We start from the raw sequence: 18,268 nt of genomic DNA on the forward strand, positions 1-18,268 counted from the left end.
TATGACCGACGTTAAAATCACCCCTGAGCTCGTCAAGGAACACGGCCTGACCGCTGAGGAATATGACCGTATCCTCGCAGCCCTCGGCCGCGAACCCTCGATCACCGAGCTGGGCATCTATAGCGTGATGTGGTCCGAGCATTGCTCGTACAAATCTTCGCGCATCCACCTGAAGAAACTGCCGACCAAGGCCGACTGGGTCATCCAGGGCCCGGGCGAGAACGCCGGTGTTATCGACATTGGGGACGGCCAGGCCGCCATCTTCAAGATGGAGAGCCACAACCACCCGTCCTATATCGAACCCTACCAGGGCGCGGCCACGGGCGTGGGCGGCATTTTGCGGGACGTCTTCACCATGGGCGCGCGCCCGGTCGCCAACATGAACGCGCTCCGCTTCGGTGAGCCCGACCATCCCAAAACCCGCCACCTTGTGGCTGGCGTGGTCGAAGGCATCGGCGGCTACGGCAACTGCGTGGGCGTGCCAACCGTGGGTGGCGAAACCAACTTCGACCCGTCCTACAACGGCAACATCCTCGTAAACGCCATGACCGTGGGCCTCGCGGACACCGACAAGATCTTCTATTCCGCGGCGGCCGGTGTCGGCAACCCGGTGGTCTATGTCGGCTCCAAAACGGGGCGTGACGGTATCCATGGCGCCACCATGGCCTCGGCCGAATTCACCGAGGACAGCGAGGAAAAGCGCCCAACCGTTCAGGTGGGGGACCCCTTCACCGAAAAGCTGCTCATCGAAGCCTGCCTGGAGCTGATGGCGACCGACGCCATCGTCGCCATTCAGGACATGGGCGCGGCTGGCCTCACCAGCTCGTCGGTTGAAATGGCGTCCAAGGGCGGTGTCGGCTTCGAGCTGATCCTCGATAACGTGCCGCAGCGCGAAGAAAATATGACCCCCTACGAAATGTGCCTGTCGGAAAGCCAGGAGCGGATGCTCATGGTCCTGAAGCCGGGCCGTGAGGACATGGCCAAGGCCATCTTCGAGAAGTGGGAGCTGGACTTCGCCGTCATCGGCACCATCACCACCACCGGCAAGCTGACGCTGAAGTTCAAGGGGGAGACCGTGGGTGACATGCCGATCGACAGTCTCGTTGACGATGCGCCGATGTATGACCGCCCGTGGGTGCCGACGCCCAAGCGCAAGGCCGTAACCGTCCCAGCGCCTGCTGACCTCGGTAAAGCCGTGATGGACATGATCGGCGGCCCGCACCTCAGCTCGCGCCGCTGGATCTGGGAACAGTATGACCATATGGTCATGGGCGACACCATCCAGCGCCCGGGTGGTGACGCCGCGGTCGTCCGCGTGCACGGCACCATGAAGGGCCTCGCCATCTCAACCGACGTCAGCCCGCGCTACTGCTACGCCGACCCGGTCGAAGGCGGCAAGCAGGCTGTGGCCGAAACCTGGCGGAACATCACCGCCGTCGGTGCCAAGCCGCTCGCCATCACCAACTGCCTGAACTTCGGCAACCCTGAACGGCCCGAGATCATGGGCCAGTTCGTCGGCTGCCTGGACGGCATGGGCGAAGCCTGCCGCGCGCTCGATTACCCGATCGTGTCCGGCAACGTCAGCCTTTATAACGAGACCAACGGCACCGGCATCCTGCCCACGCCCGCCATCGGCGGCGTCGGCGTGATGGCGGACATCGACTGCATGGCCACGGTGGCGTTCGAAAAAGCGGGGGAAACCATCCTCTTGATCGGCGAAACCAGGGACGAGCTGGGCGCCAGCCTCTACCAGAAGCAAATTCTGGGTGAGGATGATGGCCTGCCGCCGCTGGTGGACTTGGGCGTAGAGCGCCGCAACGGTGATTTCGTCCGTGCGATGATCGAGAACGGCCAGGTCACCACCTGCCATGACCTTTCGGACGGCGGCCTGATCGCCGCCCTCGCCGACATGGCGATCGGCGGTAACATGGGCGCCGAGATCACGCTCGGCGAAACCCTGCCGCTGCACGTGCAGCTGTTCAGCGAGACCCAGGCCCGCTATCTGGTCGCAGCTGAGGCAGATGTGGCTGAAACCATCCGTCAGGAGGCCAAAGACGCCGGTATCCCGGTCACGGTCCTCGGCAAGACCGGCGGTGACCGCCTGAGCGTGAACGGCGACGCCCTCAGCCTCGCCCTCGCGGACGTGCGTGCCGCGCACGAAGGCTGGCTGCCAAACTATATGGCCGCCGCTGAATAAGCGGATACGTCAGAGCTAAAAGACACAAAAAAGGCGCCTGAGAGGGCGCCTTTTTTATATCCACTTCTCCCGTGACGAACACCGTATGGATAGCGGGATCAAGTCCCGCTATGACAAGTGGGAGGTAGAAATGCCTATATAAAACCATTGTCATTCCGGGTTAGCGAAGCTGGCGCTTGCGCCACCTGATCCCGGAATCCATAACCCAACTGGCCGCACACTCAGACGTTCAACCGATCAAACAGGTCATCCCAGTCCGGGTTACCCCGCTCAATCAGGTCGATCTTCCACTGCCGGTTCCAGTCTTTCAGCGTCTTCTCGCGCTGAAGCGCAATCCTCACATCCTCATGAGCTTCCAGATACACAAGCCGCGTGACGCCATATTGCTTCACGAAAGCGGAGCCCTGCCCGGTCCTGTGCTCTTCCATCCGGCGCGCGATATCATTCGTCACGCCGATGTAAAGCGTCCCGCCCGGTTTACTCGCCAGCATATAGACATGATAGGTCATGGCGCTACGGTGACACCGTATGGATAGCGGGATCAAGTCCCGCTATGACATCGGAGGGGGGCAGTCGCAATATCACACTCATTGTCATTCCGGGACTTGATCCCGGAATCCATAACCCTGCCAGCCATAAACGACGTCCTTAAACAGCCCCCATCTTCCCCTCTCCTCTCCCTGCCATAATTATGCTACAACCATGGTGTAGTAAGGCGTACATGGCATACAGCCATCAAGGGAGATACAATCATGAAAAAACTGATAGTCCTCACCGCCTCGGTCAGCCTGCTTGCGCTCGCCGCCTGCGGCGACAAAGCCGAGAAGAAGCAAGCCCCCGCGCAGCCGCCGGCAACCTCGGAAGCCCCGGCGACATCCAGCGCGATGGATACCGCCAAGGATATGGCCACCAAGGCCGTCGAAGCCCTGAAGCTGGACACCAGCTCGCTCGACGCTTTCAAGGCCAGCCTCGCCAAAATGCAGGCGAGCCTCAGCCCGGATGACCAGTCCAAGCTGACGGCCGCGCTCGGCAAGCTGGCGTCCTCCGCCACCAGCAGCAGCGGCGGCGGCGACACCAGCAGCATGATGGACGCCGCCAAGGGCATGATGTCCGGCGGGGACGTGACCAGCACGCTCTATGAAAAGATGGGCGCCAAGCTGAACGGCCTCACGTTCAATGACATCCTCAAGATGGCCGGCTGATAAGCCCCCTATCCGAACAAGAAGAAAGGCGCCCCGAATGAGGCGCCTTTTTTAATTGTGTCCAGTCGTGACGGATTGGGGTCAGCCCTCGCGCGCAGCCTTGAAGGTCATGACACCGCCGACGATCAACAGGATCATGCCGATCAGGAACACATACCCGCCGAGCTCCAGGTCGAAGACATTGTTGAACAGCTTGCCGGCCACTTTCTGGAGCGGGTCGGACGCGGCATTCGTTACCTTGCTCATCAGGCCGCCATCATCGCCGCCGCCGCCCGAGCCGATGTTCTTGAGAACCGGCCACAGCAGCACGATCCAGGCGCCAACCGCGGCATAAAGCGCGAACGCCCGCTTGCCGAGGAAGATGACCACAGACGCCAGCACGGCGAACGCCACCAGGAAGTAAACCTGCGGGTCCGCGGCCTTGGCGTAGCTAATGGTGCCGAGATGCGCGATATTCAGCATCGGCATGAAAGCGCCAGCCGCCGCCAGCACCGTGCCCGCGATGGTGATATAGTCGTTCTTGTTCAGTGAAACCGACATGAGATGTCCCCCTTATGATGTATAGCCCCTGCGCGGCGCCCTTCCCGGAAACCGCCCAGAAAGTTTATGCCTGATAGACTTCTGGCGCAAGCACGCCCTACCTCAGCGTTCTCCCGGCCGCTGGTCAAACGCTGTCGCAAGTCCACAAACAAGGACTACAGCCCCAACCGCGCCCCAGTGCCATAGCGGCCCGAAGATATAGTTGAGCGCGCCGTTAGGGTCCTGGGCGACAGGCCCATACAAATACAGAAGAATTCCGGCTTCTACACACAGGAGACCAAGTGCGCCCCAACGTGCTGCTCCCCGCCGCACCATCAAAGCTAGGGCGATGAAACAAATCGCAATGTGCGGTGCCATAACCCATAGAAGCCACAAGAAGCCTTCCAGATCATCAGGCATCATCGCGAAAAGCAGCCCCGCCGTCGGGACCAGCAACAAAAGATTGAACAGCAACCAGAGAAAGCCGGAGCCGCTATATTGCGCCAGCATTATTTCGCCTGGGTCATACCTCTGCTCATCCTGTGTCATACACCCTCTTTAGCTGAACAGGCCGTCACTTGTCTGCTCGGCGCAGCGGATCAGGCGGCTGTCGGCCACGGCGGCCTGGCGGTGGATGACCGCTTTTTTATAGTCGGGGTCCGAAACCATCTCGAGGAAGGCGTGGGCCGTGGGGTAGCGCGCGACGAAGGCGAGGTCCCACTGTTCGGCTTCCGGGCCGATGACCAGTGTTTCCGGCCGCCCGCGCCAGACGATACTGCCGCCCACACGGGTGAAGATCGGCCCGCTTTCGCGGCTGTAGGCCTTGTAAGCCTCAAACCCGCTGACGTCCCGCCCGTGAGCGTAGGACGCGCGTTCCTTCAGCCGGATCAGGTTGATCATCTGGATCGGCTTGTCACGGTCAAGCGCCTTGAAGGCGGTGAACAATTCTGCGCTGGGGTCGATATAGACATTCATGGACAGGCTCCCTTCCTTGTCACGTCCTGCCCTGTTAACTGGGGCGGCACGCACGTAAGGCAATAAAAAGGCAAGGCTGTCAGCGGTTTAGGCCGGAGTCACGTGCGTGTCGAGCCAAGCGCCGATTTCCGCGGCGACACCGTGCGGGGCGCGGGCCCAGTCAAAATGCCCGAGATGCTCACCCTGCTCCTTGGCGCCCAGTTTCTTGTGGCTGACCACCGCGGGATCAAACCGGGTATAGGCATATTCCACCGCCTGGTCGGACGCCAGCGCATCCGCTTCGAAGCTGAGCGACAGCACCGGCCCCTTGAAGGCGCTGATGTCAGCCTCGACATCCTGCGCGTCGCCATAGTCATAGCTGCCGTGGGCGGCCCAATCGCGCCAGTCCATCATCAGGCGGCTGAATTCACGTCCGCCGAAGCCGAAGCGCTTGCCCGGGAAATGCCCGAACAGCAGCGTCACGACGGGGAGGAGGTTGCACAAGGCCCGGATGCGTTTGGAATCCGGCGCGGTATAAAGCCTATGGTAGGGAAAGCCACACGCCAGATGGATGACACCGTCGACGTCACCGGCGTGGCGCCCGGCAGTGATGGAGCTTAAATGCCCGCCGAGGCTATGCCCTCCCACAAGGAACGGCACGTCCGGCACGCGGGCGCGGGCCCAGCGCATCGCGGCGGGGATATCGACCTTCAGGAAATCATCGAAGCCGAAGCTGCGCCCGCGGCGGGCCCTGTAGGGGCTGGCGCCGTGGCCGCGCTGTTCCATCAGCACGGTGGCGATGCCGTCTTCGGCGAGCTGCGCCGCGAGTTTTGCGTAAAATTTGGCCTGCACGCCAAGCGCGGGCAGCAGCAGAAGCAGCGCTTTCGCTCCCTCCGGCGCCCCGAAAAGCTTCACCGGCACCTGAATGCCGCCGTCAGCCTCGACCATTTGCCAGTCCATACCGACCCCCGTGTCAGAGCCCATCCCCGGCCTTATGGCAGCACACCAAAAGGCCATCCCCGGTCCCAAGCCGGGCCGGAGAGAGTAGCAAGACACGGGCTTTTTAGCAATCTTGCGGCGGGTGGGGCAGTTTTTCACAAAGGGATAGAAAGGCTTGCGCCTTCTGGGGCCAGTCCTCCTCCGCGGCATGGGCCTGCGCTTTTGCCGCCAAGTCGGCCCTGAAGGAATCGTCGGTCAGAAGCCGGATGATGGCGCGCGCGACGTCACCCACATCATTCCCGTCCACCAATAGCCCGGTTTCCCCATCCGTCACTGCGTCCGGCGCGCCGCCCGCATTCCCGGCGACCGACGGTGTGCCCGCCGCTGCGGCCTCAAGGAAGACGAGCCCGAAACCTTCGGTGTCGCCGTCCGGCATCGTGCGGTTGGGCATGGCGAACACATCCGCCGCCTGCATGAGCGCGGGGAGATTGTCATCCTCGACCCGGCCTAAAAGCTGGACATGCCCGAGCGCCTCGGCTTTTTCCTCAAGCTCTGCCCTCAGGGGACCGTCGCCCGCGATGGCGAGCTGCGCCTCCGGCACCGCCTTCAACACCTGCGGCCAGGCGGCCAGAAGCGTGTCGAAGCCCTTGCGCCGCACCAGCCGCCCGAGCGACAGAACGAGGGGGTCGTCTCCGAGCCCGAACTCTGCCCGCGCATTGCCGTCCGTCTTCGTGCTGAAACGGGCGTAATCCACGCCGTTGGTCAGCAGGTGGATGCGGCCCTCCGGCACGCCATATTTCTCATGGATCAGCCGGGCGGTGAAGCGGCTGACGGCGATCACGGCATCAGCGCTATTGAGCGCATCGCGGCGGCGGTCCTCCGCCCTCGGCGAATAGGCACCCTGGGAGATTTCCTCGCCATGCGTGAACAGGATCACCGGCAGGCCGAGCTTTTCATGCACCGGGTCCACCAGCCATCCGAGACTGTCGAGCGCGCCGATACAGACACAAGAAGCGCCGGACGCCGCCACCGCCTGCATGAGCGCCATCTGCACCTCACCGCGGAGGCTCCAGTCCAGCAGATGCGCGTGCAGCCGCGTGAGAAGCGAGGGGCGCGCAGGCAACAGCGGCACCCGCAGCATCGGGATACGGCTGATCGGGTATGGCGCCGCGGCATCAAAGGCCGCAGCGCCCTGAACGGTCGTCCCGTCCGCGGGGTTGGAGGACGCGGTCAGCACCGAAATCGCCCCGCCGCTTTCCCGCGCGAGCGCGTCATACACCGCCTGCGCGCCGCCCACCAGCGGGCGGTAATGGGTGGTCACCAACAGGCATTTCGCCGCGTCCGTCATGCCGCCCTCTTGCGCGTGACAAGCCCGACGATACGGCTTTCAAGCCCGTCCGGCCGCCCGGCCAGCGCCCACAGGGCCAGAAGGACAGCGCCAAAAACGGCAGCCCCGAAAGCCGCGATAATAATAAGCTGCGCCCAGCTTTCCGGCAGCCACAGCTTCAGGCTCGGCATGAGGGCGACAATAGCGGCCGCCATCCCGATCGTCGCAAGGGTCGAACGCAGCACCTGGCTTGCGATCCAGCCCCAATCCAGCCGCACCGTGCGGGCCAGATGCCACAGCACGGGGATGAGCGCCAGAAGCGCCACCAGCGATTTCGCCAGCACCGCACCTTCGAGCCCCATCAGGTAAAAGCCGCCGATCATCGCCGGCACATAGACGAAGGCCCGGATCCACTGGAATGCCGTCAACGCCCGCAAGCGCCCTTCGGCGAGCAGAAGCTGCCGCGCCGCCCCCAGGACACCGTCCGCAAGCGCGAAGCCCGCGGCCAGCTGCAACAGGGTGATGGCGTCGGCCCAGCGGTCCCCGAACACGGTGCGGATCAGCGGGTCGGCCACCAGCGCAAGCCCCGCCGCAACGGGAATGCAGCAGGCGATCATACCGCCAAGCGACAGGCTGTAGGCGGCTTTCATCTTCTCCGCCCCCGCCTGCCTAACATGCTGAAGCCCCGGCAAAATCGCACGGCCGATCGGCAGCACCAGGTTGCCCACCGGCAGCGCCGCCAGGTCCAGAACCGCGGAGAAAACCCCGAGCTGTCCCGCCGTTCCGACCCGGCCCAGGAGCAGCCGGTCGATCCGTTCCTCGGAAAAGGACGCGCCGGTTTCCACAAGCGCCCATTTGACCACATACCAGAGGTCCCGGACGGCCGAAGCGTCGGTTTTCAGGCTCCTGAACGGGCAGATGCTGTAACTGAGGACGATGCGCGCAAGGCTGCCGGCGTAAAGGCCGAGCGGCACGGCCCAGAAGTCCTTGAGCCACAGGGCAAAGCCGATGGTGGCGACAACGCGCATCACGCTCGGCACCACTTCATAGGCGAAGTCTTTATGGAATTCGAGATTGCGCTGGAAGGCGATCGGCCATGGGCTGACCAGCCCTTCGACAAACACGATGCCGCCGAAGGCAATGAGCGCCATCATCAACCGCGGCTGGCCATAAAAATCAGCCAGCGGCCCTGATGCCGCCGCCAGGATCAGCCACACGATAAGCCCGCCTGCCGCGCGCAGGAAGAAGGCCGCGCCATAATGTTCGTCCCGGACCGTCTGCAGCCGCACCAGCGCCACGCGCATCAGCGTGTCCAGAACCAGCGTCAGCACCGCCGCGGTGGAGATCATGAGCGCGATCAGGCCGAAATCCGCCTTGGTGAGAACGCGGGCGAGCACAGCCACGTTGGCAAGGCCAAACAGCCTCATGCTCAGCCGCATCGCCGTCGTCCAGACCACACCGCGCGCCACGCGCTGGCCGATATTGTCGAGACGGGCCCCGCCGGTGCCGGTCGCTGAGCTCTTGTCACTGGTCATAATGCGCCGCTTTTGAATATGCCCCTTTTCGTAGGGGCAGAGTGGCGTAAAGCGCCGGTTTAATCAATCTTTCTCGGAAGATAGCGGGCATCTGCCATCGCGGACGGAGCTTGAATGGAATTGGGCCGGCGCCCCGAAGGCAACCGGCCCAGACCGTTGTAGAAGCGCGTATGGGCTGGAATTTATTCAACCCCGCTTGAAACGCGGTGCCACCGACCGACGAATATAGGCCGATCACCCCCGGTAACACCGTGCCGACCCAAAGGCCGGTAAAACTTATAAATCCCCTACGCACAATAGCGTAAGGGCCGTATGTGTAAGGTATCCGCTCCACCGTCTTTTGGACACCTATAAAATATTTAGGTGTCTTTCAGAAATAACCCGCTCAAGGTTGGTGACGGCAGAAAAAAAGACCTGCTATACTGGGGCATCAATTTACAGACATGTACGTTTTCAGGGGACAGATACCATGGCCATGGTGGCAGAAGACATTGTGAAACTGATCAAGGAGGCCCTGCCCGGCGCCGAGGTCCGGATTGAGGACCTGCGCGGCGATGGCGACCATTATGCCGCCCACGTGGTGTATGAAGGCTTCAAGGGCATGAGCCGCGTGCAGCAGCACCAGCTGGTCTATAAAAGCCTCAAAGGCCGCATGGGCGGTGAGCTTCACGCCCTCGCCTTGCAGACCAGCATCCCGGAATAAGCTGTTTCTCTGTTAATTCAGGGCTTGGAATGCGCCTTATGAAGGCTTATCTCTAGGCCCAGCAAAACAAAGCAAAGGATTTGAGTGATGAGTGACAACCCGGTGTTCGACCGCATCCAGGGCTATGTAGATGAAAATGACGTCGTGCTGTTCATGAAAGGCACGCCCATCTTCCCGCAGTGCGGTTTCTCGAGCGTGGTGTCGCAGGTCCTGAACCATATGCGCGTGCCCTACCAGCATTATAACGTGCTGGAAGACATGGACCTGCGCGAAGGCATCAAAGCCTTCTCCGACTGGCCGACCATCCCGCAGCTTTATGTGAAGGGTGAGTTCGTTGGCGGCTGCGATATCGTCCGCGAAATGTTCGAAAGCGGCGAACTGCAGCAACTGTTCGACGACAAGGGCGTTAAAGCCGCCTGAGCCTTTCGGCTTCCCCCTTCAAGAAGGCTGCTTTCATGCCCGCAAGCCCCACTTGGCGTCCGATGACGGCAGACGATGTCGAGGCGGTTATCCGCCTCGCCGCCGCCATTCATCAGGACCATCCCGAAGATGATGCCGTGCTGACGGAGCGTTTCGCGCTGATGCCGGAGGCGTGCCTCATCCTTGAGGGCTCTGATGGCCCGATCGGTTATGTGCTGGCGCACCCGTGTCTTTTTGAAAAGCCGCCAGCGCTTAATGCGCTGATGGGTACGGTGCCTGAGGGATCAGACTGCCTGCACCTGCATGACATCGCCCTCCTGCCCGCCGCGCGCGGCACGGGGGCCGCCGGCAAGGCGGTCGAGCATGTCGCCAAGGTCGGCAAGGCGCACGGCCTCGCTCACGTCAGCATTGTCTCGGTCAATGGCACCGAGCCCTTCTGGGAAAAGCAGGGCTTCCGCCTGCACACCAGCCCCGCGCTCGAACAAAAGCTCGCCTCCTACGAAGGCTCGTCCAGCTATATGCTCAGAGACCTCCGCTGATCCTGAATAAGGCACCCAATCGGGACGACTTTTTCTTGCCTTCAAGGCCCTGAATAAACTTCCCTCTGGAAAGATTGCAGAGCTCCCGCCATAGTAGACCTCTTTGGACTAGGGGGATATTTATGACGACCTATTTTTCGATGCGTCCGCTCATTGCAGCGGCGTTTGTCTCTATTGTTGCCTTCAGCCTGCCCAGCCATGCTGGCGACACACCACCACCGCCGCGCGTACCAACCGGCCAGGACATTACAGCAGACGCGCAGACAGACGATGGCCTCGGCCCGATCCCGGATGACCCGGAACAGGCGCGCGCCTGGGCCCAGAAATTCCTGGCGTCGCTGACCGAGCGCACCGGCACCATCGACCTCGGCGATAATCTGGCCTCCATCAAGACCGGCAAAAAATATTATTATCTGGCACCATCCGACGCCCGGAAGGTGCTGGTAAACGCCTGGGGCAACCCGCCGCAAAGCGGTGGCCTCGGCATGTTGTTCCCGGCCAGCAAAACCCCGCTTTCAAGCGACACCTGGGGCGTTGAGATCTCCTATGAGGAGATGGGCCACGTCAAGGACGATGACGCCGGCAAGATCGACTATGACGACCTGCTGTCCGAGATGAAGAAGGACACCGAGGAAGAAAGCAAGGCCCGCGTCAAGGCGGGCTATCAGCCGCTCACCCTGATCGGTTGGGCCGAGAAACCCTACTATGACGCCAAGGCCAAAAAGCTCTACTGGGCCAAGGAGTATCAGATCGGCAACGATGCGCACCATACGCTCAACTATAATGTCCGCATTCTGGGCCGCAAAGGCGTGCTGGTGATGAATTTCATCGCCGGGATGGAGCAACTGCCCGAAATCCGTAACCAGATCAACGGCGTGCTCGAAACCACAGACTTCGAACCGGGCAACCTGTTTTCCGACTTCGACCCGTCGGTCGACAAGGTCGCCGCGGTCGGTATCGGTGGCCTGATCGCCGGTAAAATCCTGGCCAAGGCCGGCCTGTTCGGGCTGATCCTGCTTGGCCTCAAGAAGATCGGGCTGGTCCTGCTCGCGCTCAAGAAAGTCGTTATCGTCGCGGTTGTCGCCGTCATCGGCTTCTTCAAGAAGATGTTCGGCAAAGGCAAGGCCGACGAAGATGTGGGTACGGATGAGACCCTGGCGCTGGAGACGGCCGGTGAAGCCGGAAAGGAGGCCGCCTCTGCCGAGCCCCGTGAAGGCGGCGAACGCGCCTGAACTGGCCGTCACCCTGAAGCATAGAAAAAGGGGCGCCCTCACGGGAAGGCGCCCCTTTCCCTTTCAGGGCTGTGTGCCTTTATTTCACGAACTTATAGACGAAACGGTCGGTATGGCCGCGGATCGCCTTGGCCCACGGCTTGGACATATGATCGTCGTCCGGGTTCCGGAGCACGTCGCTTTCGCCCGCGAACTTGAAGCCCGCGGCTTCCATCTGCTTTTTCACGAGCGCTGGGTCGATCCGGTGATATTCATCCCCCGCATGTTCACCGCTGCCCGCTTTTGCGACATGGTCAACGATCACCACAGCGCCGCCCGGCTTCATGACTTTGTGGAGCGAGGCCAGAATGGGGGCGATCGGCCCATGGGCCCCGGCGAAATAGTCATGATAGACCAGCGTCATCATCGCGACATCGACGGTGTCTTCCGGCAGGTCGAAATTCTCCGAACTGGTGGAACGCAGCTGGATCACGTTCGGCAGGCGGCCATCGTCATAGCGCGGGCCGACATTGCCCTTCATGAAACCCAGATACGCCGGGCCATTGTGGGCATAGACCGTGCCGTCCGGCCCGACCACGCGGGAAAACAGCTCGGTATACCAGCCGGTCGCGGAATTGACATCGAGCACGGTCATCCCCGGCTTGATGCCCGCGAACTTGATGATCGCCGCCGGTTTGCGCGCGGCATCCCGCTGTTTGTCGATCGCCGGGCGGTCAGGGCTGTCGATCGCGGCCTGGACCGGGTCGGTGACCTCATCGGCCTGTACCTGGCCCGCGAGTGCGAGTGACAGGGCAAGTGTGACCCCGGCTGCAACCCCAGCGCTGAGGCGGGTGAATTTACGAATAGGTGCCTGAAACATCGTTATCTCCCCACTGTATGCCCCTTCCCGGGGCTGAATGATGGCAAAAGCCTACCTGAGCAGGCCGGAACAGCAAGTCATTTCGCTGTGAACAAACTTTAGGTGAAAGCCCATATTTCCCCTTGCCAAAGCCGGAGCGCTCTACTATTTAAATTAAAGTAGTTTAATTAAACTATCAGTGCGAAACCGGATCAACCGGCCCTAGTCACGACAGCAAGGGTGTCCGGGCGCTTCTTTCCAGGGAAAGCCCGGCACCCGTTACACAGGTAAGAAGGCCAGACGAATGAAAGCCGAAATCCTTATCCTCGGCGTCCTGCACCGGGGCGACATGCACCCCTACGAGATCAAGCGTCGGCTGAAGCTCGCGCAAGTGGAAAACTATCTCGATGTCGATATCGGCACGCTTTACTATGCGGTGAAGCAGCTGGCGAAGGACGGCCTGATCGAGGAACGCGGGCAGGAAAAGTCCGGCCGTCAGGTGCGCACCATCTATGGCGTGACGGATGCGGGCCGCGCACGGCTGCAAACGCTGATCATGGAAGCATTCGCGAGCGACAAGCCGCCGATGCATCCGCTTTATCCCTCGCTGCTGTTCCTCGACCTCGCGGACCGGGACAATCTGCTGGCGTTCGCGCGGGAACGGCTCGCGGCGGTCGAGACCGGCCTCATGGCCACCGAAGCCATCTATAATATCCTCCGCACCGTCATGGCGGCGGGCGGGCGGCTGTTGATGGAAAACGCCATCGCGCACCAGCGCACGGAGATCGACTGGACCCGCACGCTGATCACCGAAATCGAGGCCGGCCCGCTGTTCCCGGGGGACCCCGCGGCGTTCGAGCGCGAAAAGATCGGTGAGAAACTCGCTACTCTCTCAAAAGAATGGACTAAGAAATGACCGAGGACACGACAGCGAAAACAGCGGCGCCCACAGAGGCGCCCCAAGACGCACCAGAAGGCGCGGCGCAGGAAGCCACAGCGGAGAACGGCGCGAGCAAGATGCGCCCGCCCCCCAGTTTCGCCTGGCTATTGGGCGGCGGCTTCATCTCCATGCTCGGGGACCAGTTCACCATCATCGGCCTGCCGTGGCTGACCCTGAAGCTGACGGGCGACCCGCTCGCGCTCGGCTTCGTGCTGGCGCTCATCGGCATCCCGCGCGCGATCTTCATCCTGCTGGGCGGCGCGATCGTCGATAAATACGCGCCCAAAAGCGTGTTGTTGATCTCCAAATATATCAACAGCGGGCTTCTGGGGCTGTTGGCCGCGCTGGTCTACACCGGCGGGATCACCATGCCGATCCTCTATGGCCTCTCGGTGGCGATCGGGCTTTCGAGCGCGTTCGCGATCCCCGCGGGCACGTCGATCCTGCCGTTCGTGGTGCCGAAGGCCGCGCTTCACAAGGCCAACGGCCTCCTGATGGGCATGCGCCAGATCACCATGTTCCTCGGCCCCGTGATCGCCGGGCTGGTGATCGCCGGTTTCGGCAGCCACAAGGTCGGCGCGCACGTGACGGTGGAGGACACCGCAGGGCTGGCGCTTGTGTTCGCGCTTGACGGCCTCAGCTTCCTCCTGTCCGCCTTCACGCTATATAAGGTGCATCTGCACGCGGACGCACCGGTGCCCGAAAAAGGCGGCGACAGCGTGATGAAACTGCTGATAAGCGGCCTCACCCGCGCCTTCAAGGACACGGAACTCCGCGCCATGATGCTCTATATGGGCCTGATCCAGCTGTTCATCGGCGGGCCGATCCAGGTCGGCTTGCCCGTGTTCGCCGAAACCCAACTGGGCGGCGGCGCGGCCTCCTTCGGCACGCTGATGGGCGCGAACGGCATCGGCATGCTGATCGGTGTGATCCTGGCGGGCACCGGCAAAACCCCGCGCTGGCCCTCGGTCGGCTGGATGTTCCTGAGCGTCGATTTCACCCTTGGCCTCCTCCTTACCACCTTCGGTCATATCGACAGCACGCTGGTGGGCGCGGCCTTCATGGCCGGGGTCGGCCTGTTCGGCGGCATGGTGCAGGTGAAAAGCTTCGCCTGGCTCCAGGGCCGCACCAACCCCGCCGAGATGGGCCGGGTGATGAGCCTGTTCATGTTCATCGTCCTCGGTGTCGCGCCCCTGTCGGCGTCGGCGGGCGGCTGGCTCCTGAGCCACACCACCATCGTTCACTTCTTCACAGTCTGCGGACTGGCCCTGAGCACGGTGGCAGGGTTGTCTATGCTGGTTCCGGCAATACGCCGCATCGGGCAAGCGGAAACGCAAACCCAACAGCCGGCGGCATAGACACCCTACCACCAACCGCGGGAAGGCCCCTGCCCCGGCATTCGGGCGGGGGCCTTTTCCGCGCCCATACACCATTTGCAAGAATGCCTGCAACCGAAAGCCGCACAGCGATTCCGGAGCAAAGAAGTCTCGATTTCTTAAAGACTTAGGCCTATGCTGGACGGAAGCCAACACCTACCATCCGGAGCCCGATGTGCCGCACCACACCGCTTTCCGCCTGACCGCCGCCGCCCTCCTCGCCGGGCTGACGGCCCTTTTGCCCTCCGCCGCGCGCGCAGGGGATACGCTGAAGGTCGGCATCACCTCCGGCTCCCCGCCTTATGTGTTCAGTGTCGAACGCGGCGACGGGCTCGACCTTGAAATCCTCCACGCCATCATCGAGCGCATGGGCGACACGCCGGACTTTGTCTATGTCCCCTTCGCCCGCCGCTCGCTGATCCTGACCTCCCACAAGGTTGACGCCGTCACCTTCTGGAGCCTGCCGAAGGGCGTGACCTGCCACCCCGCCAAGCCGTACCGCTTTTGGCGCAACGCGCTCTTTACCGCGCACAAGAAAGGCGTGCCCGGCACGGGCGGCGACATGCGGCGCACCGGCATTTTCATGGGCTCCGAGCACCTGAAGCCCGCGCTGGCGAAAATCGGCATCGACTATGACAGCCTTCAGCGCATCTATACGGTCAATGCCGGGGTGCGCATGATGCTTTATGGCCGGCTGGACAGCTATATCGGCGACTATCCGACCGTCATCTATAATTTCCACAAGGAAGACCCGACCGGCGAGTATGAGGCCAAAATCCTGCATTTCTTCCCGCCGACGCCGCAGCAGCTGTGCTTCACCGACGCCGCCAAGGCCGACGCCTTCAACGCCGCCCTGGACGCGCTTCTGAAGGAAAACCCCGAGGTGCTGAACACCATCACCCGCAACCACGGCCTCAAGGAACGCATCACCCCGCCGCTCAGTGAATAAGGGCGGCCTTCATCCTCAAACCTCGGCGAAACATTTGAATTTCGCCTCATCCTTCACCGAGACACGACCCGCACCGGTATCGATGGCAATGTTGCCGCAACGACAGCGCAGATCACCTTCGGGCTTGCTGGGCAGCACATCGCCACAGGCCGCGCATTCATAGAAGAAATGCGCCGCTGCCGGATAGCCGAGCGCGGGGTCAAAGCGCTGGTAACGCCTTTTGGGATCATGGTTTTCACCCCCGTCTTCCTTCACCCGCGTCAGCGATAGCCAGATCGGCGATTTCTGCACCGCCTGCCGGGCCCGTACATGTTTCGCGATCACCGCCTCCTGCGCGGCTTCGTCCAGCGCGCCAAACTCAGCCATGGATATCCCTGCCCGCCTGCACGCTTTCGCAAGCCCGCGCCAGTCATCGATCACGATGGCCAGGGCCACCAGGAACAGCAGTATACCCACAGGGATGAGCGCGACATAGGCGCGCCCCTGGCTCATGACATCAAAGAAGGTGGCTAGCCGTGCCCCGAAGGGCACGCCGTTAGGGCCGAACAGGACCAGGTCTATGAAGGCGCTGACCGGAAACAAGACCAGCATCGCTCCGCCCAGATAGCCGTAGATGAAGGCAACAATGCGCCAACTGCGTTTCGCCAAGGTTTTCATGCTTCCAGAAAGACCTCAGGCGCCGCCTGCGTCATTCTCCGCCGCATCCGTCACTGGTTCAGTCACCGGCACGAGATAGTAAAGCTCGCCGAAGCCGAAGCGGCGCGCGGCCCAGGTGGCCAGCAGGCCGCCGACCATCAACAGCACCGCGCCGAGGAAGGCGAAGACGACGCAGATGCCGACGCCGAACAGCAGGCCGGCAAGCCCGTACACATGCTGGTGGTTCCAACTGACGGTGTTATAGCCCAGCATGGCCAGCCCGCCGAAGATCAAGCCGAGCACGCCCCAGATGAAGATGTTGCAGAAAAAGCCGATCTTGAACATGGACCCGGACGGAATGTTACCGAACCGGATCGCCCCCAATTTATAGTCAGTCATAAAAGTCCCCCATCAATAACACGCAGGACGCGAAAGCCTGCTCGTTCCTATCTGCCGGGTTTTGAGGATGGATGCAAGGGCCGCCGCCCCAGCAGCCCCGTCCGCGATCGGACTGCGATCAAGCCACGATCAGGCCCCGATCAAACCGCAGGCACGGGTGGTGGAATTTCGGCGGTGCAGAACAGCGTGTGCAGCGACCAGCCCACGGTTTCATAAAGCGCCCGGCCGTCGTCGGTCGCGACCAAAAGCCCCCGGGTCGCCCCGGCCTCTCGGGCCAGACCCTCCAGCGCCTTCATCACCGCGCGGCCGAGCCCCCGCCGCCGGTGCGCCGGGTCGGTTTCGATCCGGTCATAGATGGCGAACTCGTCCACCGGCACCACCCAGCCGCTCGCCGCCAGGCTGCCATCCTCGGCGACCACGCGCACGGACGACGCCTTGGCGCCCGTGTTGACCTCCAGCCGGTAGCCCGCAGGCAGGCCGCCGACCTCCGCCATCACCCCCGTCATCGGGCCATCGCAGGTCATCAGGTAGCCGGGCGGCTGGACCGACCAGGGCGGCGGCAGGATGGCGCGCATCGCCTCCGGGCTCGCGCAGGCCTTCAGGAACATATAGGGCTCATGGATCGTCGCGGCCAACGCCGGTATCGCCGGGCCAAGCTCGGTAAACACATAGCGGACCCGCTGCTCGGGCAAGCCGACATCGACCCGCAGCCCGCCATGGTCGGCGACCGGCGGCGGCGTCTCGCGGGAGCGGGTCCAGCCCTCCAGCCAGCGTGCGACCAGAACGGGGTCAACCGCCCCCAATGTATCGTCTGTCATGAAAATCCCCCACCATGTGACACGCAAAACGAGAAAGCCTGCTCGCCCCTATGTGCCGGGTTTTGCGGGGGGATGCAAGGGGCAGTCATTTCCTTTGTCATAGCGGGACCTGATCCCGCTATCCATAACCCTGCGGGTAAAGGGAACGCTATTTCAGGCACCGTATGGACCCCGGGATCGAGTGGCGCAAGCGTCCGCTTCGCGACCCTGGGGTGACAGCTGAAAGGCTATTCCGCCTTAGCGCCGCCATCCGCGCCGATAAAGGCGACGCAGGTGGGGGCGTCGGCGCGCAGCACGGCCTGCTGGTGGAAGCGCACGGCATAGGCCCGTGCCACCGCACTCACGCGCTTCGAGGCCGCCGCGTCCGGCGCATGGAGGAAGATGGCGACCTTGCTGCGCTCACAGCCGCCAGTGGCATCGGGGGCGGTGCAGCCCTTCCAATAGCCGATGCCGTCCATGACCGTGAAGCCGTCCGGGAAGCGCGGCACCACCTCGGCCTTCAGGAAGGCGGCGAACTGGGCGTCCGTCACCGCCCCGCCGCCCGAAATGCTGCGCCCGAAAAACAACCGGCTTTCCTGCATGGGTTGCTGGTCTGCGGGGCAGGTCTGAGCTGCGTAGGCCGCCGGGGTGGCGAAGGCCAGCGCCAAGCCTAGTCCGAAAGCTTTTCTCATTGCTGTCATGACATTCCACCTTATGACACCTAGGCCGCAAAGACCTGCATGTCGCAAAGGTGCCGGGTTTTGAG

Annotated in this window: 21 protein-coding genes; 9 read left to right on the forward strand and 12 right to left on the reverse strand. The window is 62.5% G+C overall.

The features are described 5' to 3' along the window. Window position 1 precedes the first annotated feature (1 nt). Window positions 2–2,197, forward strand: coding sequence for a phosphoribosylformylglycinamidine synthase subunit PurL (gene purL, locus K6118_RS08595; RefSeq protein ID WP_247119855.1), 2,196 nt, complete (start codon window positions 2–4; stop codon window positions 2,195–2,197). Between the two features lie 221 nt (window positions 2,198–2,418). Here purL and K6118_RS08600 read toward each other — a convergent pair whose 3' ends face one another. Next, on the reverse strand, window positions 2,419–2,706 hold the full coding sequence (locus K6118_RS08600; RefSeq protein ID WP_247119857.1) for a GIY-YIG nuclease family protein: 288 nt from the start codon (window positions 2,704–2,706) through the stop codon (window positions 2,419–2,421). Window positions 2,707–2,949: 243 nt separating this feature from the next. Here K6118_RS08600 and K6118_RS08605 point away from each other — a divergent pair, with 243 nt between their 5' ends. Continuing rightward, window positions 2,950–3,399, forward strand: a complete 450-nt coding sequence (locus K6118_RS08605; RefSeq protein ID WP_247119858.1) for a DUF6694 family lipoprotein — start codon at window positions 2,950–2,952, stop codon at window positions 3,397–3,399. An 81-nt stretch (window positions 3,400–3,480) separates the two neighbouring features. On the opposite strand, the gene K6118_RS08610 is transcribed toward K6118_RS08605, so the two are convergent. The 6 genes from K6118_RS08610 to K6118_RS08635 all read right to left on the reverse strand — a co-directional run bounded on the left by K6118_RS08610 (window position 3,481) and on the right by K6118_RS08635 (window position 8,673). Beyond that, entirely contained in the window at window positions 3,481–3,939 is a 459-nt protein-coding gene (locus K6118_RS08610) for a hypothetical protein (protein ID WP_247119859.1), read from the reverse strand. A 102-nt stretch (window positions 3,940–4,041) separates the two neighbouring features. Continuing rightward, window positions 4,042–4,467, reverse strand: coding sequence for a hypothetical protein (locus tag K6118_RS08615; protein ID WP_247119860.1), 426 nt, complete (start codon window positions 4,465–4,467; stop codon window positions 4,042–4,044). Between the two features lie 9 nt (window positions 4,468–4,476). Further along, window positions 4,477–4,893: a DUF1330 domain-containing protein gene (locus K6118_RS08620; RefSeq protein ID WP_247119862.1), complete on the reverse strand. Its 417-nt coding sequence runs from the start codon at window positions 4,891–4,893 to the stop codon at window positions 4,477–4,479. A gap of 87 nt (window positions 4,894–4,980) precedes the next feature. Then, window positions 4,981–5,832, reverse strand: coding sequence for an alpha/beta hydrolase family protein (locus K6118_RS08625; protein ID WP_247119863.1), 852 nt, complete (start codon window positions 5,830–5,832; stop codon window positions 4,981–4,983). 103 nt (window positions 5,833–5,935) lie between these two features. Then, window positions 5,936–7,159 (reverse strand): glycosyltransferase family 4 protein, encoded by a 1,224-nt coding sequence (locus K6118_RS08630; protein WP_247119865.1) that lies wholly within the window; start codon window positions 7,157–7,159, stop codon window positions 5,936–5,938. Beyond that, on the reverse strand, window positions 7,156–8,673 hold the full coding sequence (locus K6118_RS08635; RefSeq protein WP_247119866.1) for an oligosaccharide flippase family protein: 1,518 nt from the start codon (window positions 8,671–8,673) through the stop codon (window positions 7,156–7,158). Before K6118_RS08635 ends, K6118_RS08630 begins: the two co-directional genes overlap by 4 nt. A 469-nt stretch (window positions 8,674–9,142) precedes the next feature. Between K6118_RS08635 and K6118_RS08640 the strand changes: the two genes are divergently transcribed. The 4 genes from K6118_RS08640 (at window position 9,143) to K6118_RS08655 (ending at window position 11,567) form a co-directional block, all read left to right on the forward strand. After that, window positions 9,143–9,376, forward strand: a complete 234-nt coding sequence (locus K6118_RS08640) for a BolA family protein (RefSeq protein WP_247119867.1) — start codon at window positions 9,143–9,145, stop codon at window positions 9,374–9,376. A gap of 87 nt (window positions 9,377–9,463) precedes the next feature. Continuing rightward, window positions 9,464–9,796 (forward strand): Grx4 family monothiol glutaredoxin, encoded by a 333-nt coding sequence (gene grxD / locus K6118_RS08645; RefSeq protein WP_247119869.1) that lies wholly within the window; start codon window positions 9,464–9,466, stop codon window positions 9,794–9,796. Window positions 9,797–9,831: 35 nt separating this feature from the next. Next, entirely contained in the window at window positions 9,832–10,335 is a 504-nt protein-coding gene (locus K6118_RS08650) for a GNAT family N-acetyltransferase (RefSeq protein ID WP_247119871.1), read from the forward strand. Between the two features lie 122 nt (window positions 10,336–10,457). Continuing rightward, the gene (locus tag K6118_RS08655) at window positions 10,458–11,567 is read left to right on the forward strand and encodes a DUF2167 domain-containing protein (RefSeq protein ID WP_247119873.1); all 1,110 of its coding nucleotides are present in this window, start codon (window positions 10,458–10,460) and stop codon (window positions 11,565–11,567) included. A gap of 79 nt (window positions 11,568–11,646) precedes the next feature. Here K6118_RS08655 and K6118_RS08660 read toward each other — a convergent pair whose 3' ends face one another. Next, on the reverse strand, window positions 11,647–12,426 hold the full coding sequence (locus K6118_RS08660; protein WP_247119874.1) for a class I SAM-dependent methyltransferase: 780 nt from the start codon (window positions 12,424–12,426) through the stop codon (window positions 11,647–11,649). Between the two features lie 283 nt (window positions 12,427–12,709). Here K6118_RS08660 and K6118_RS08665 point away from each other — a divergent pair, with 283 nt between their 5' ends. The 3 genes from K6118_RS08665 to K6118_RS08675 all read left to right on the forward strand — a co-directional run bounded on the left by K6118_RS08665 (window position 12,710) and on the right by K6118_RS08675 (window position 15,670). After that, a complete protein-coding gene (locus K6118_RS08665; protein WP_247119875.1) occupies window positions 12,710–13,321 on the forward strand; it encodes a PadR family transcriptional regulator in 612 nt (203 codons plus the stop codon). Next, on the forward strand, window positions 13,318–14,703 hold the full coding sequence (locus K6118_RS08670) for an MFS transporter (RefSeq protein ID WP_247119877.1): 1,386 nt from the start codon (window positions 13,318–13,320) through the stop codon (window positions 14,701–14,703). The genes K6118_RS08665 and K6118_RS08670 overlap by 4 nt, the downstream gene beginning before the upstream one ends. Window positions 14,704–14,896: 193 nt before the next feature. Then, complete coding sequence (locus tag K6118_RS08675) at window positions 14,897–15,670, forward strand: substrate-binding periplasmic protein (RefSeq protein WP_247119878.1); 774 nt, start codon at window positions 14,897–14,899, stop codon at window positions 15,668–15,670. Between the two features lie 15 nt (window positions 15,671–15,685). Here the strand turns inward: K6118_RS08675 and K6118_RS08680 are convergent, their stop codons facing one another. The 4 genes from K6118_RS08680 to K6118_RS08695 form a co-directional block, all read right to left on the reverse strand. After that, entirely contained in the window at window positions 15,686–16,318 is a 633-nt protein-coding gene (locus tag K6118_RS08680; RefSeq protein WP_247119879.1) for a hypothetical protein, read from the reverse strand. Window positions 16,319–16,342: 24 nt separating this feature from the next. Continuing rightward, window positions 16,343–16,705, reverse strand: a complete 363-nt coding sequence (locus K6118_RS08685; RefSeq protein ID WP_247119880.1) for a hypothetical protein — start codon at window positions 16,703–16,705, stop codon at window positions 16,343–16,345. Window positions 16,706–16,845: 140 nt separating this feature from the next. Continuing rightward, entirely contained in the window at window positions 16,846–17,523 is a 678-nt protein-coding gene (locus K6118_RS08690) for a GNAT family N-acetyltransferase (protein WP_247119881.1), read from the reverse strand. A gap of 227 nt (window positions 17,524–17,750) precedes the next feature. Further along, entirely contained in the window at window positions 17,751–18,203 is a 453-nt protein-coding gene (locus tag K6118_RS08695) for a DUF3574 domain-containing protein (protein ID WP_247119883.1), read from the reverse strand. Between the last annotated feature and the right edge of the window lie 65 nt (window positions 18,204–18,268).

Source organism: Kordiimonas marina (assembly GCF_023006325.1).
Classification (GTDB): Bacteria; Pseudomonadota; Alphaproteobacteria; order Sphingomonadales; family Kordiimonadaceae; genus Kordiimonas; species Kordiimonas marina.